Source organism: Vibrio sp. Vb1337 (genome assembly GCF_033338715.1).
Taxonomy (GTDB): Bacteria; Pseudomonadota; Gammaproteobacteria; order Enterobacterales; family Vibrionaceae; genus Vibrio; species Vibrio alginolyticus.
This window is the reverse complement of sequence record NZ_JAWOTD010000001.1, coordinates 341,972-356,343: the sequence shown is the minus strand read 5'-3', so window position 1 is coordinate 356,343 and position 14,372 is coordinate 341,972. Positions and strand designations below refer to the sequence as shown.

Genomic DNA, 14,372 nt, shown 5'->3' with positions numbered 1-14,372 from the left:
TCTCCTTACTTAGCTTTTCGTCGCATCGTAAGAAAGATCGTTTCCGTCTGTCCAACCTGCGTTTTTCGCGCCGCGTTCTACCACACGTTGACGGAAAATGTCAGAGACTTTCTCTGCGTCACCCGCAAGCAGCGCTTTAGTTGAACAAAGCGATGCACACATCGGTAACTTGCCTTCTGCGATACGGTTCGCACCGTATTTTTGACGTTCTTCCTCAGAGCCAGGCTCTGTTTCTGGGCCGCCCGCGCAGAAAGTACATTTATCCATTTTGCCACGTTCACCAAACGCTTCTTGTTTAGGAAATTGAGGTGCGCCAAACGGACAAGCAAACAAACAGTAACCACAACCGATACACAGATCTTTATTGTGAAGAACGATGCCGTCTTCGGTATGTTCGAAACAGTCTGCTGGACAAACTGCCATACAAGGTGCATCGGTACAGTGCATACAAGCAACAGAGATAGAGTTTTCACCAGCTTCACCGTCGTTTAGTGTTACCACGCGACGACGTTGAATGCCCCATTCAAGCGCATCGTCGTTTTCGTTCTTACATGCAGTAACACAGCCGTTACACTCTATACAGCGCTTGGTGTCACATAGAAATTTCATTCGTGCCATTGTCAGACTCCTTACGCTTTACGAATGTTACATAGAGTTACTTTGGTTTCCTGCATCAAGGTAACCGGGTCGTAACCGTAAGTGGTTGCCGTGTTAGCCGATTCGCCAACAACGTAAGGCTGTGTACCTTCTGGGTATTTAGGACGTAGGTCTTCACCTTCGAACTTACCGCCAAAGTGGAACGGAATGAACGCCAAACCAGGTTTCACACGACGCGTTACCATTGCTTTCACCTTGATTCGTCCCTTCTCTGCACCTTCAACCCAAACATCATCACCATCTCTGAAGCCAAGATCGTTCGCGTCTTTCGGGTTCACTTCAACAAACATTTCTTGTTGAAGCTCGGCAAGCCAAGGGTTTGAACGCGTCTCTTCACCACCACCTTCGTATTCAACCAGACGGCCAGAAGTCAGAACGATTGGGTACTCGCCCGATTTGTCTTGCTCTTGAATGGATTTATACAACGTAGGAACACGGAAGATTGCATCTTTGTCTTCCCAAGTTGGGTAATCCGTTACAAGGTCACGACGTGGTGTGTAAAGTGGTTCACGATGCAGTGGCACACGGTCTGGGAACGTCCAAACAATCGCACGCGCTTTCGCGTTACCAAATGGAATACAACCGTGCTTGATCGCGACACGCTGAATACCGCCAGAAAGGTCAGTCTTCCAGTTTTTACCCTCTGCTGCCACTTTCTCTTCAGCAGTTAGATCGTCCCACCAACCAAGTTGTTTCAACAACTTGTCAGTGAACTCTGGGTAACCGTCTTTGATTTCACAGCCCTTCGAATAGCTGTCTTCAGCAAGTAGGCTCTTGCCTTCAAATTCCACACCAAAGCGCGTACGGAAGTTACCGCCACCTTCTGCAACCGTCTTAGACGTATCGTACAGAATGTGCGTGCCTGGGTGTTTCATTTCTGGTGTACCCCAACATGGCCAAGGTAGACCGTAGGTTTCACCGTTGACAGGGCCACCTTCCGCTTCCAATGTGGTTTTGTGGAACGTATGCCAGTTTTGTTGGTGCGCTTTCAAACGCTCTGGGCTTTGGCCTGTGTAACCAATCGTCCACATGCCTTTGTTGAATTCACGCGTTAGGTCTTCAATCACCGGCTGGTTGTTTTCAACACGGATGTTTTTGAACAGAAGATCGGAATAGCCCAGTTTCTTCGAAAGCAGGTACATGATTTCGTGGTCTGGTTTTGATTCAAACAAAGGTTCAATCACCTGCTCACGCCATTGTAGAGAACGGTTAGATGCGGTAACGCTGCCGTGTGTTTCAAACTGTGTTGTTGCAGGAAGCAGGTAAACGCCGTCGGTACGGTCGTTCATTACCGCAGCAACCGTTGGGTAAGGGTCCACAATCACCATCATGTCCAACTTCTGCATCGCTTTTTTCATCTCAACACCACGTGTTTGAGAGTTCACTGCGTGTCCCCAGTAGAACATTGCACGGATGTTTTCGCGCTGACGAATGTTGTCTTTGTTCTCCAGTACACCATCAACCCAACGAGATACAGGAATACCTGCACTGTGCATTGGTTTCTGACCGCTGTAAGCGTTGTCATCGAAACGACCTTTGATCCATTCGTAATCGATTTCCCACACTTTTGACCAATGACGCCAAGCGCCTTCAGAAAGGCCGTAGTAGCCCGGTAGCGTGTCAGAGAGCACGCCAAGGTCGGTTGCGCCTTGTACGTTATCGTGACCACGGAAGATGTTTGCACCGCCGCCTGATTTACCAATGTTTCCAAGCGCTAGCTCAAGCACACAGTAAGCACGTGTGTTGTTGTTACCAGTAGTATGCTGAGTACCACCCATACACCAAACAATACAGCCCGGGCGATTTTCAGAAAGCAGTTTTGCTGTTTGGTAAACGTCTTCTTCGCTTACGCCTGTTACGCGCTCAACTTCTGCTGGCGTCCATTTCGCCACTTCAGCACGGATCTCATCCATACCGAATACACGTTGACGGATGAACTCTTTATCTTCCCATTGGTTTTCGAAGATGTGCCACAACACACCCCAAATGAATGCTACGTCAGAACCAGGACGAAGTGATACATAGTGATCCGATTTTGCTGCCGTACGTGTACGACGAGGATCCGCTACGACGATCTTACAGTTGTTCTTCTCTTTTGCGATCAGAATGTGCTGCATCGCTACTGGGTGTGCTTCAGCTGGGTTTGAACCAATGAATAGCATCGACTTACAGTTGTGCATGTCATTGAAAGAGTTGGTCATCGCACCGTAACCCCAAGTATTCGCTACACCCGCCACGGTTGTTGAGTGACAAATACGCGCTTGGTGGTCAACGTTGTTCGTACCCCAAAGTGATGCCATTTTTCGGAACAAGTACGCTTGTTCGTTGCTGTGCTTTGCGCTCCCTAAGAAGTAAACCGAATCAGGACCGGACTCTTTGCGGATGTCCATCACCTTGTTACCGATTTCTTCGATCGCTTGATCCCAAGAAAGCTTTTTCCACTTCCCGTTTTCAAGCTTCATTGGGTATTTTAGACGACGCTCACCGTGACCATGTTCACGCAGTGCTGCGCCTTTTGCACAGTGACCACCGGCGTTAAATGGGTGGTCGAATGCAGGTTCTTGACCCGTCCAAACACCATTTTGAACTTCTGCGTAAATACCACAACCCACTGAACAATGAGAACAGATAGTACGTTTTACTTCTGTTTTCGCTTCTGGATCGACAGATTTTGCTTGCGCTTTTTTCATCATTCCCGGTGCGAATAGACTAGCACCAACCACTGCACCACCAGCGGCAAGCGAAGTGTTTTTCATGAATGCACGACGAGATACGCCAAGCTGGTTCGTTTCTTTGCTCACACTGTCGGAGCGTTTGACAAGTTTCATCCGTTATCTCCTAAAGTGTGTCGTAGTAATCGCGAATGTGTTGAGTTTCACGATACCCTTTCTTCTTCACGTCGTTTTCAGAAGGCTCAACCGTTTCTGAAGCAACGGCCACTTTCGTGGTTCCCGCAACAACAGCACCGGCAACGGCAGCGGTTGTGAAGCCTTTTAGGAGATCCCTACGGCTTGTGTTTATTTCTTTATTATCTTTCATCATTGCTTCCTTACCTTACGGTAGATCTTTGGAGACTCATGCCTCTCTATCGATATGACCAAGTACTGCTCGATTACTCGTAATCAGTGACGTTTTTCACATCAATTTTTAATTTGTTCTTACTGCTTTTGGTGTTCACGCTAAAGCGCACTTGCTCTAACGTTAAAAACGCATCGCAAAGCTGTGCAGCTGGCTTGTAGAAGTTCACGCTTTCTGCGCTCTCTAGTTGGCGCGTAAAAGATTGGAACCAAGGGGCGATGTGTTTGTTAAACACCGCTTGCTGAAGTTCTTCCTCTTCACCTGTCAGCATTGCCATCACTTCGCACAGTGCAGAAATATGGTCTTCAGGCTCTTTCACGTTCTCTTCTCGTTCGATGCCTAAAAGATCCAAATCGCGACGAATTTCCGCTAACGGTTTTTCCATCATCGAGCCAGTGCGATGCCAAGATCCGAATGGCACAACTTCACCACGTCCAATGCCAATAAACAGATCTTGATATTCTTCTTCTAACGCTTCTCGCTGCGCTTCGTTCGCGGCTTGTTGCAGTGCGAGCCAAGCTTTTTGCATCGCGCTCTCAGACGGTTCAATTTCTAGCGATTTCAGGAACGCCAGCATTTCATCACTAGGCGCACTACGAAAAAGTGCAGATAGAACGAGATAAATGTCTGTTCTCAGTGTTTGTTCTTGTTGTGTGTCCACTGCGAGCTCCTAGTATTTCAGTTGTTTCATTGGGTCTTCTGCCATCGACTCAAACATGTCGATCACACGGCAGTCTTCACACATCGCGATACGATTGATCGCTGCTTCATCAGAGAAGTGAGAGTGACCGCGTAACTTGTTTTGTAGCATGTCGATCATCGATTGCGGAGCAAAAGGCTTGTGACAACGAATGCACTCGGCTGCCTTTTCTTCATGAATCACAACCGCTTTCTGGCGTTCTTCTTTCACCCAGTTCATACGAGGAGTAAGCGTCAGCACTTTCTCTGGACACGCTTTCTCGCACAGCCCACATTGAATGCAGTCTTGCTCGACGAATTTAAGTGACGGAGATCGACCGTCCGTATGCAATGCACGTGTTGGACACACCGCCACACAGCTCATACACAACGTACAATCTTTACTTTCACAAGAGACTGTGCCGTAAGGTGCGTTCGCTGGAAGTTCAACAATGTTCTCAACTGGAATACGTGATGCGGACAACGCATCCAACGCCGTAAATAGACGCTGACGTTTGTTGCCTTGCAAGTCTCCTAATGCCAAATCAAAAGACTCGGTACAAAGTGTCGGAGCACCTTCACGTAGTGACTCTAGATACAGAATGTCGATGGTTTCTTTGGCGATACCAAGCTGACCGAGCAGCTCTTGAGCAATACCTACTTCGCTATTAAGCACACGAATAATGGTTTGAGGCATAAAACGTGAAGCCGCAAACAGCACCTGAGTAGCACCATTCACAAGCGCGGCGAACCAAGTATCAATACCAACCGAAGGCAGCTCTTCCACCACAATTGGAATCACATTATCTGGCAGTGCTTTCAGTGCCATCACGTTGTAGCTCTCGTGGCGAGAACTACAAATCAATACGATAGGATCTAAACCACCCGCTTGCTCATAGTTAGCTAGCGTACGTTCAATAAACTTTTGCGTATCTTCAGGGTTTGGCAGTGCGTAATGAATCGCTTCTGTCGGACACGCTGTAGCACAAGTACCCACGCCTTGACATAGGTATGGGTTGATCTCGATGCGATGGCCCGTTTTGTCGCTGCCTTCACTCGATAATGCACCTGCCGGACAGGCATCCACACAACGTTCGCAGCCTTTTACGCCACGAGAGCTATGTGCACATAAATCGGTATCTAAACGGAAGAATTTCGGTTTATCGAACGTCCCCATCAAGGTTGGAATTTCTTCCAACGCTTCAGCCAGTTTCGGATAGCCACGACCTACTGGGTAGTAGCCCGGTACTGGGACTTCTTCCGACATGCAGCTGTTAAGGCAAAGATCGAGTACGATATCGAAACAATCGCTATTGGTCGCGACCTTGGCAAGGTTGTTGGTCAAACCATGATTTTCAATCAGAACTTCAAACGTACCTAAGAACCCTGAAACCTGAACCGAATTGGCGTAATAAAGCTCGGGATTTGTGCCCTTTTCGCCATCGGTAGAAAGCAGCGTTAGGCTGTTCATTTGCGACAATTGCGCTGCCGCACTTTCGATGATTGCTGTTGGGCCCACAATCAAAGTATTACCGCCGCTTTCATAGCTTACGGTTGGTGGAATAAGATTGGTCAACTCTACGGTATTTTCGAAAGCGTACAGCCTCGCTTTACCGTTATTGGAAGTTGCTTGTTCTAATAATTGTTTCAGCATTGCTCAATTCCATTTATGAACATGGATAGTCTTTTCCATCTCTTAGTGTAGTTAGCGCCGGAGATTCTGCTGATTAACTTATCAATGAGAATTCTTATTCCGCCGTCTATAGGCGATGAATACTACGCAGTGCGTCCGTACTAACTTCAACCAGATTGGTATTGAGCAACAAATAGCAAGTGTCATGCCAATAAAATATCAACTGAAAATCAATAGGTTATCAATTTTACTGACAAATAGTAGGGATAAAAAAACCGGTTGAGACATTTTGTCTCAGCCGGCTCATTGAGTGTTTAGTCAAAATGTACCTATTCTTTGTGTGGTATATTTTGTCTCACCTCGTTAGGCTGTGATTCTTCAGCAAAAGTATCACTTTCACTAGATACTGTATTTATATACAGCTCACTTTCATCTTGAGTAATTTGGCCACTTTTGTCGGTGTTTGACTCTGCGTCTTCAACTACCTCAGATGCGATATCGTTAGCATTAAGCTCAGACCCTTGCGCAGTTTCGGCGTCTGGTTCGTCTTCCACTTTGTCTTTAACCCAATCACGCAGCGTCTCAGCGACGTCTTGAGAAAGTGACTTTAAGTTACTGTAATCATCATCGTAATCGTCTAGGCCGTCACGCACGTTAAATTCTTCGGACAAGAACATTTTGCGCAGCGCAGCTTTCTTAACACTTTCTGAAGCTTCAGAAACCAGCAGTTGCGCCACAGACATTTCTTCGGTTTTTTCAGTCTCTACACTCGCGGTAATGTCTGGAGCCTGACTATCCTCATTGACGTTCAAAGCATCTAAGCTTTCGTCAGCGTTTGAAAGCGCTGTGACACTATCTTCGGATTGCTCCGTCTCTGGTATCGGCGTGATCTCTTCATCATATTGGGAAGATTCTTCTAATTTACGTTTCGACCAACGGCTTAAAAAACTAGTTGCCATTTGCTCTGCCTGCTCCTTTGCGTTTCTTACGTCTTACTTCTAACAACTCACCGTGGCGACCAATAAAGGCTTCCATCCAAGCCTGAACGACTAACGGCATATCGTTAGATAGTACAAGGTTATCACCATCCATATATTGCGCCGCAACAGATTGTGAAGCCGTCAGTAACTGTATCGCTGGTTTTTCACCAGACTCGACGTTATCCATCACTAAAAAGAGTTTAGGTTGCAGAGAGCTTAAGTTAAAGCGGTAGTCTGTACGTTCATCTTTATGTAATTGCAACGGACAAACATCTGGAGTCTCTTCCGTCGGATTCAGCGCAAATCCTGTCAACTGCCATTGGGTTGTCACCCAAATCCCTGTACTGATCTCATGCTCAACAAGCTCTACGCCGATTGGCCATGTATCCTCAGTCTTTTCGTAATTTTTTTCGAAATCTTTCTTATCCGACATAACTCACCCAGTCTTTGTATTTTTGGTCTGAAAACACACAGGACATTTTGCCCCCGTTTTCGACCATTTTTATTGTCTTCGAAGCAATAAACGCGCCAAGCTGATATAACTTAGTCTATATACACCCTCAGGCTATAAGTACCAAACTAGACGAAACTCAAATGTATTGATGTGTCATTACTGCGAACTCGCAGTTTTAATGCATTGTTGACATAAAACCTCGCAATTTCTGTGGGAACCGCTATTTTGGAATGAGATTTGCTAGCCACTTAACAAGCTAAAATGCGTAGCAACCTAACGCTCTTAATCACTAGGACACGACTGTGCTGAAACCAAACATTATTAAAACCAGTGAAAATCCCCTGCAAACCATTGAAGTCGATGTGTACGACGAGTACGGCGAAAAACTGACAAAGCAAATCGCGTGCGAGCGTCCTCTTACGGTCATGCTGAACTGGAAAGAAGTGGTCACGCTCATGACGCTAGGTTCGCGTCCAGAAGCACTAGTACTCGGTTATTTAAAAAACCAAAGCTTCCTGTCCGATCCAGCCGCGATCGAATCCGTTATTATTGACTGGGAAACGCATTCCGCAGCGGTGATTACTAAAGAAAACACTGAACACTTAGAAGGCGCCCTGAAAAAGAAAACCGTCACCTCAGGTTGTGGCCAAGGCACCATGTATGGCAACGTGATGAAGCAGCTTGAAAATTATCAAGTGCCTCAAGTTTCTCTTAAGCAGTCAGAAATTTATTCTGCGCTGGAAGCGTTAACTCATTACAACGACACCTACAAAAAAGCGGGCGCAGTACACGGCTGTGCGGTTTGCAAAGGTAATGAAGTGTTGTCATTTGTGGAAGATGTCGGCCGTCACAACGCAGTGGATACACTTGCAGGTGAGATGTGGCTCAAAGAAGAAACAGGTGAAGATAAAATTTTCTACACAACTGGTCGCCTTACATCAGAGATGGTGATTAAAGTGGCTCAAATGGGCATTCCTGTTCTGCTTTCTCGCTCTGGCGTTACTCAAATGGGGTTAGATCTAGCGAAGCAATTTGGTATTACGACCATTGCGCGTGCGAAAGGTTTGCGCTTCCAAGTGTTTACAGGAGCCGACAAGGTTGAATTTGATGTAAAAGGCAACCAATAACACCTTTTCAGTGTAAACTAAAACCAATAATGCGGATTCACAGAGGATGTGGACTATGAATAATGACCAATTGTGGAATTTTCTGCTTACGCCCAGCGGTATCATGCTTTCTATGATTATTACCTTTGGCGTGGTCGGGCTCTATGCGTATATAACAGGTCAGTTTAAGGATTAAGGCCAAATATCAAAAAAGCCTCGCTAAATAGCGAGGCTTTTGCTTTTTAAACGCTTTGCGAGTAATTACGCGTCAACACCACGAGATTTTAGGAACTCAGAGTAAGTGCCTTTAAAGTCTGTGATTTTACCATCGCGGATTTCGATAATACGCGTTGCTAGTGAGTCTACGAATACACGGTCGTGAGAGACGAAGAACAACGTGCCTTTGTATTGCTCAAGCGCGGTGTTCAAAGATTCAATCGATTCCATATCCATGTGGTTGGTAGGTTCGTCCATTAGCAGCATGTTTGGCTTGTGCATCATTAGCTTACCAAGCAGCATACGACCTTGCTCACCACCAGACAGTACTTTTACTGACTTTTTAATGTCGTCTTGACCAAACAGCATACGACCAAGGAAACCACGAACGACTTGCTCGTCATCACCTTCTTGACGCCATTGACCCATCCAATCCGTTAGGTTCATGTCTTCTGCAAAGTCATGCGCGTGGTCTTGCGCGTAGTAACCGATGTTTGAGTTTTCAGACCATTTGTACTCACCCGCACGCGGTTCAAGCACACCAGCAAGCGTGTTTAGAAGTGTTGTTTTACCCACACCGTTCTCACCGATGATCGCAACGCGCTCACCCACTTCAAAAATTGCATTGAAGTCTGAGAACAAGTCCTCTTCGAATCCTTGGCTTAGGTTTTCAACAATCAGAGCGTTACGGAACAGCTCTTTCGACTGTTCGAAACGAATGAATGGGTTTTGACGGCTAGACGCTTTAACTTCATCCAGTTTGATCTTGTCGATTTGCTTAGCACGAGATGTCGCTTGTTTTGCTTTCGATGCGTTTGCAGAGAAACGCGCAACGAAAGTTTGTAGCTCAGCGATTTGTGCTTTCTTCTTAGCGTTGTCGTTTAGTAGACGTTCGCGAGCTTGAGAAGCCGCCGTCATGTACTCGTCGTAGTTACCTGGGTAAACACGTAGTTCACCGTAGTCCAAGTCAGCCATGTGTGTACATACTGAGTTTAGGAAGTGACGGTCGTGCGAAATGATGATCATTGTGCAGTTACGCGCGTTTAGCGTATCTTCCAACCAACGAATTGTGTCCATGTCCAAGTTGTTGGTAGGTTCGTCAAGAAGCATCACATCTGGGTCTGCGAATAGAACCTGCGCTAGAAGCACACGAAGTTTCCAGCCTGGTGCTACTTCACTCATTAGACCGAAGTGTTGCTCCATTGGGATACCTACAGCAAGAAGAAGCTCGCCCGCTTTGGCTTCTGCCATGTAGCCGTCCATTTCAGCAAACTGAACTTCTAAGTCAGCCACTTTCATGCCGTCTTCTTCGCTCATTTCAGCAAGTGAGTAGATGCGGTCACGCTCTTTCTTCACTTCCCATAGTTCTTTATGACCCATGATGACGGTATCGATTACCGTAAATTCTTCGTAAGCGAACTGGTCCTGGTTCAGTTTTGCAACGCGCTCGTTTGGATCGTAGCTTACGTTACCACTGGTTTGCTCAAGCTCGCCGCTGAGGATCTTCATAAAGGTTGATTTACCACAACCGTTAGCTCCAATTAAGCCGTAGCGATTGCCTTCGCCGAACTTAACTGAAATGTTTTCGAATAGCGGCTTAGCGCCGAATTGTTGAGTAATATTCGCTGTGGAGATCAAAACCTTTACCTTAGCAATTGGGGTGTATTTAGAAAAACCGGGCAACGGTACTTGTTCATGCTACATACTGCAAGTGTTGTTTTTATTAATTCACTCCAAGTGAAATCATTGTAAGGTTTCTAAGAAGCAAAAGCGTAAACATAAATGCGTCATTAAATACAAAAAAGAGCCACTATCGTCAGTGGCTCTTTTTCCATTAATACTTCAAAAAAGTGACTAAGCGATGTTCGTCACCTCTAGGATCAGTTCGGCTTTTTTAGGTAAATAAATACTGAATTTACTGCCTTTTCCCCATTCAGACTCTGCTTTTAACTCACCACCCGTTTGGCTGAGAATACTTTGGGAGACCGATAGCCCTAACCCTGTGCCTTCTCGTTTCGTTGTGTAAAATGGCGAGAAGATTCGACTCAAGTTTTCTGGTTTAATACCGCAGCCCTCATCGATAACATGAATCGCGGCTCCTTTCACTTCGCCCTCTTCAATCCAGTCTTCACTGACTACTGTTAATGTTCCTTTACCGCTCATTGAGTGAATGGCGTTCATTTGCAGGTTAACTAAGATTTGTAGCAAATGATGGCGGTTTATCTCAACGGACGTATGTGCTTGTAGATCAGTCACAAACTCGACGTCGCGTTTCTTGGTGCCCGTTTTAACCAAGGTGATGCTTTCATCAATGATAGGATTGACATGTTGCCAAGTGATTTCATCTTGAACACCACCTTGGCGACTGTATTGCAATAAACTGCGCGTGATATTGCGGATACGATCAATTTGCGCGTGAATCGCATCAATCTCCTCTTGTACTCGACTTGCATCGTCACCCAATTCAAAATGGATCAATTCTACGTTGCCAAGAATCACGGCGGTTGGGTTATTAATTTCGTGAGCAATCCCCGCGGTGAGTTCTCCCAATGCTGCCAGTTTTTCATGAACAACGAGTTTGTCGCGAGTTTGGTTAAGCAATTGAATATGCAGCTCAAGATCTTGGGTTTTTTCTCTCAGGCTTGCCGTACGCTCTTGAACTTTGCATTCAAGTTGAGCTGCGGAGTTTTTCAATTCAATTTTGCGCTCTTCTAGCGCGTCTAACATATCATCAAACTGTCTGGCTAACTGCGCAAGTTCATGATCGGCATCTAATCCTAACGGACCAATCCGTTTTTCTTTACCTTGTTGGACCTGCTTCACCACTTTATGAATGCGTTCGATCGGTCGAAACAGATCATAAGAACCGCGATATACCATCACGCCGGAAACCAGCAATAACATAACCGTAATCAAGCTGATTTCGGCAATGTTCGTCATGTAGGCTTTAACGAATGGCCACATGAGGTAACCCGTATAAAGCATACCAATAACATTGTCGTATTGGTCTTTGATTGGTTGATACGCCGTAATATACCAAGCGTCATACACATAAGCGCGATCAACCCACTGTTCACCCTTCGAAAGTACTTGGTTATACACTTCTGCACTCACGCGAGTGCCTATGGCGCGCCCTAGCCTATGATCGCTGTCTAAAGGAACGTTGGTGCTCACACGCAAATCATCGAGAAATACCGTCAACGTACCCACAGGGCGAAGGCGGTCATTATCACTTAAGTAAATGAGATCGCGGATTTGATCCACCAGCACTGTGCTGTTGTTAAGGAGCAAACCACCATCAAGAAAGCCGATCAAATCGTTCGCTTGGCTGTATACCGGAATCACGGTTCGACTGACTAACCCACGCACTTCCCTGTCACCATCAGCAAGAATAGGCACTTCTGCTCGTTTGGCGAGTTCAGGATCGAGGCGTTCGAGTTCTTCTTTATTGAGTACATCAAAAAACGATTCGCGCTTGGTGAGATCCATAAAGCGGAATTTGTTTTCCATGGAATTAACGCGTTGCAAAGAGAGAAAATCTAAAGCATATCTTTTCTTCTGCTCTGTGACCCACTTTTGCAGGTCACCTTGTGGCATTCCTTTATTAATGCGAATACGGAAATCGTACGAATCGGCAAACGCCCGCACGTAATTGGCTTGCTTTTGCTGTAACAACGTTACACTGTTATTTGCAACACCAAGACGTTCCGAGACATCAAGCAGCGCATTTTGCCACGTGTAATGAATAGACCAATAAATGGTAATGCCGATCAGAGCTAACAATGTGAGGAAAATCGGCGCAGAGGTTAAGAATAACAAGCGATAACGCACCATGGTTTTAAAACGGTGCGTCCATTTTGACAATCCTTTGTGCTGTGGGCCGTTAGTCGGCATATTCCTCACCCTCAGAATCCCATTCTTTGTACTTACGTTCTAAGGTCTTGCGAGCTACGCCCAAGTCACGAGCAGCAGCAGACTTATTGCCTTCATGCAAGTTAACGACTTGTTTAATATGTGCTTTCTCGACTTCTTTTAACGTCCAGCTGTTTGGATAGCCTTCGCCAGTAAATTCTTTGCCTTCTCTAAAGGTTGGTAACTCAGCAGAGTGAGAAACAGTAATCGATACATTAGGCAGTGAATGCCCGCCATTCAGCTCTCGCCAATAGTGTGCAGGTGGTTTGCCAAGCAAGATACAACGCTCAATCAAGTTTTTCAGCTCACGAATGTTTCCCGGCCAATCGTACTCACTCATGGCTTCCATATCCTCGTGAGCCCATTTGGGCGCAGGCATACCGAGCTCGCGCGTCAGCATATTGCTGAAAAATGGCACCAACTCAAATAAGTCGGTTTTGCGCTCTCGCAGCGGACACACTTCAATTTTCAGAACGTTTAAACGGTAATAGAGGTCACTGCGGAAATTACCTTGATTGACCTCTTCTTGCAGGTTTCGGTTGGTTGCCGCTACGATACGGACATCAATACTGATCTCTCTTTCTGAACCGACAGGGCGAATCGTACGCTGCTCTAACACGCGTAATAATGATGCCTGCATTGCAAGTGGCATCTCCCCGATTTCGTCAAGAAATAAGGTGCCACCGTTCGCAACACGGAACAAACCTTCACGCGATTTTTTTGCACCGGTAAACGCGCCCGTTGTATGACCAAACAACTCACTTTCTAAAAGCTCTGGTGCAATCGCGCCGCAGTTGATTGGCACAAACGGGCCCGTTCGCCCACTCGCCTGGTGGATACCTCGTGCAACTAGTTCTTTCCCCGTACCCGACTCACCTTCCACCAAAACAGAAGCGCGTGATGGTGCAAATTGGTTAATAAGTTGCTTAAGCAGACGCGTTTTTTCTGAGCCGCCGATGATCTCTGAGGTATTGTGACGTTGGTAATCGCGTGTCATGGCGTACTGCATGCGTTCGTTCAAACGGCGATCCATACAGCGACTGACCGCTTTTAACATCTGCTCAAGGTTGAATGGTTTGAGGATAAAGTCGGAAGCACCGAGCTGTAGCGCTCGAATGGCAATTTCTAAATCCGCATAACCCGTCATAAAAATCACATCGGCACGTTTGTCATCATCTTCAAACGCTTCTTCCCACTCAATTCCAGAACGCCCTGGCAGATTAATATCCAGTAAGATCAGATCATAATGTCGAGAATTACGCAGTTGTTCTGCTTCTTCGATGCTACCAGCTGTATCGACATGTGAAAAAAGCTTACTCAATGCCTTTTTCAAGATGGCTTGCATGCCTAATTCATCATCGACGACCAGTACGGAAAAGGCGCTATATTGTTGGTTTGTACTAAGATGGGATTGAGTAGACATATTTACCCCAGATGGATTTCGATGGGACAGAGTGTACCAAGTTTAAACAGAGATACCCTACAAAAAGTGCGACATTTTGTACCAACGCAAACTTTTATGCAAATAACCCCATGATTTAGTGCATAAACCAAGCACTTTAAGCTTGTAAAAGGTTGGCATCTTGTTTGCTATAAGGTGGATACGGGGCGCATTTTAAGTGATCTCAGGATGTTGATGTTTGCTTATTCCAACACCC

11 protein-coding genes are annotated in these 14,372 nt (G+C 46.0%); 1 reads left to right on the top strand and 10 read right to left on the bottom strand.

Annotated features, from left to right (window positions below):
* Window positions 1-9: 9 nt before the first annotated feature.
* The 7 genes from fdh3B to R7E42_RS01485 all read right to left on the bottom strand — a co-directional run bounded on the left by fdh3B (window position 10) and on the right by R7E42_RS01485 (window position 7,459).
* On the bottom strand, window positions 10-618 hold the full coding sequence (gene fdh3B / locus R7E42_RS01515; RefSeq protein WP_005377536.1) for a formate dehydrogenase FDH3 subunit beta: 609 nt from the start codon (window positions 616-618) through the stop codon (window positions 10-12).
* A gap of 11 nt (window positions 619-629) precedes the next feature.
* On the bottom strand, window positions 630-3,485 hold the full coding sequence (locus R7E42_RS01510; protein WP_136977098.1) for a formate dehydrogenase subunit alpha: 2,856 nt from the start codon (window positions 3,483-3,485) through the stop codon (window positions 630-632).
* A gap of 10 nt (window positions 3,486-3,495) precedes the next feature.
* Window positions 3,496-3,696: a twin-arginine translocation signal domain-containing protein gene (locus R7E42_RS01505; RefSeq protein ID WP_005377542.1), complete on the bottom strand. Its 201-nt coding sequence runs from the start codon at window positions 3,694-3,696 to the stop codon at window positions 3,496-3,498.
* A gap of 73 nt (window positions 3,697-3,769) precedes the next feature.
* Window positions 3,770-4,396 (bottom strand): molecular chaperone, encoded by a 627-nt coding sequence (locus R7E42_RS01500; RefSeq protein WP_017820684.1) that lies wholly within the window; start codon window positions 4,394-4,396, stop codon window positions 3,770-3,772.
* A 9-nt stretch (window positions 4,397-4,405) separates the two neighbouring features.
* Window positions 4,406-6,067 (bottom strand): 4Fe-4S dicluster domain-containing protein, encoded by a 1,662-nt coding sequence (locus R7E42_RS01495; protein ID WP_213905958.1) that lies wholly within the window; start codon window positions 6,065-6,067, stop codon window positions 4,406-4,408.
* A 308-nt stretch (window positions 6,068-6,375) separates the two neighbouring features.
* Complete coding sequence (locus R7E42_RS01490; protein ID WP_318072278.1) at window positions 6,376-7,005, bottom strand: DUF3306 domain-containing protein; 630 nt, start codon at window positions 7,003-7,005, stop codon at window positions 6,376-6,378.
* Window positions 6,995-7,459, bottom strand: a complete 465-nt coding sequence (locus R7E42_RS01485) for a DUF3305 domain-containing protein (protein ID WP_318072277.1) — start codon at window positions 7,457-7,459, stop codon at window positions 6,995-6,997. Before R7E42_RS01485 ends, R7E42_RS01490 begins: the two co-directional genes overlap by 11 nt.
* A 323-nt stretch (window positions 7,460-7,782) precedes the next feature.
* Here R7E42_RS01485 and R7E42_RS01480 point away from each other — a divergent pair, with 323 nt between their 5' ends.
* On the top strand, window positions 7,783-8,607 hold the full coding sequence (locus R7E42_RS01480; RefSeq protein WP_005377552.1) for a formate dehydrogenase accessory sulfurtransferase FdhD: 825 nt from the start codon (window positions 7,783-7,785) through the stop codon (window positions 8,605-8,607).
* A gap of 240 nt (window positions 8,608-8,847) precedes the next feature.
* Here R7E42_RS01480 and R7E42_RS01475 read toward each other — a convergent pair whose 3' ends face one another.
* From R7E42_RS01475 to R7E42_RS01465, 3 genes are all read right to left on the bottom strand, one after another.
* On the bottom strand, window positions 8,848-10,440 hold the full coding sequence (locus R7E42_RS01475; protein WP_017634911.1) for an ABC-F family ATPase: 1,593 nt from the start codon (window positions 10,438-10,440) through the stop codon (window positions 8,848-8,850).
* 216 nt (window positions 10,441-10,656) lie between these two features.
* Window positions 10,657-12,696, bottom strand: coding sequence for a cache domain-containing protein (locus R7E42_RS01470; protein WP_318072276.1), 2,040 nt, complete (start codon window positions 12,694-12,696; stop codon window positions 10,657-10,659).
* The gene (locus R7E42_RS01465; protein ID WP_262668156.1) at window positions 12,686-14,137 is read right to left on the bottom strand and encodes a sigma-54-dependent transcriptional regulator; all 1,452 of its coding nucleotides are present in this window, start codon (window positions 14,135-14,137) and stop codon (window positions 12,686-12,688) included. The genes R7E42_RS01470 and R7E42_RS01465 overlap by 11 nt, the downstream gene beginning before the upstream one ends.
* Window positions 14,138-14,372: the final 235 nt, after the last annotated feature.

Coding starts and splice junctions, on each gene's coding strand:
- R7E42_RS01470 (WP_318072276.1), bottom strand. CDS start 12,696: ATGCCGACTAACGGCCCACAGCACAAAGGATTGTCAAAATGGACGCAC.
- R7E42_RS01465 (WP_262668156.1), bottom strand. CDS start 14,137: ATGTCTACTCAATCCCATCTTAGTACAAACCAACAATATAGCGCCTTT.
- R7E42_RS01490 (WP_318072278.1), bottom strand. CDS start 7,005: ATGGCAACTAGTTTTTTAAGCCGTTGGTCGAAACGTAAATTAGAAGAA.
- R7E42_RS01510 (WP_136977098.1), bottom strand. CDS start 3,485: ATGAAACTTGTCAAACGCTCCGACAGTGTGAGCAAAGAAACGAACCAG.
- fdh3B (WP_005377536.1), bottom strand. CDS start 618: ATGGCACGAATGAAATTTCTATGTGACACCAAGCGCTGTATAGAGTGT.
- R7E42_RS01485 (WP_318072277.1), bottom strand. CDS start 7,459: ATGTCGGATAAGAAAGATTTCGAAAAAAATTACGAAAAGACTGAGGAT.
- R7E42_RS01495 (WP_213905958.1), bottom strand. CDS start 6,067: ATGCTGAAACAATTATTAGAACAAGCAACTTCCAATAACGGTAAAGCG.
- R7E42_RS01505 (WP_005377542.1), bottom strand. CDS start 3,696: ATGAAAGATAATAAAGAAATAAACACAAGCCGTAGGGATCTCCTAAAA.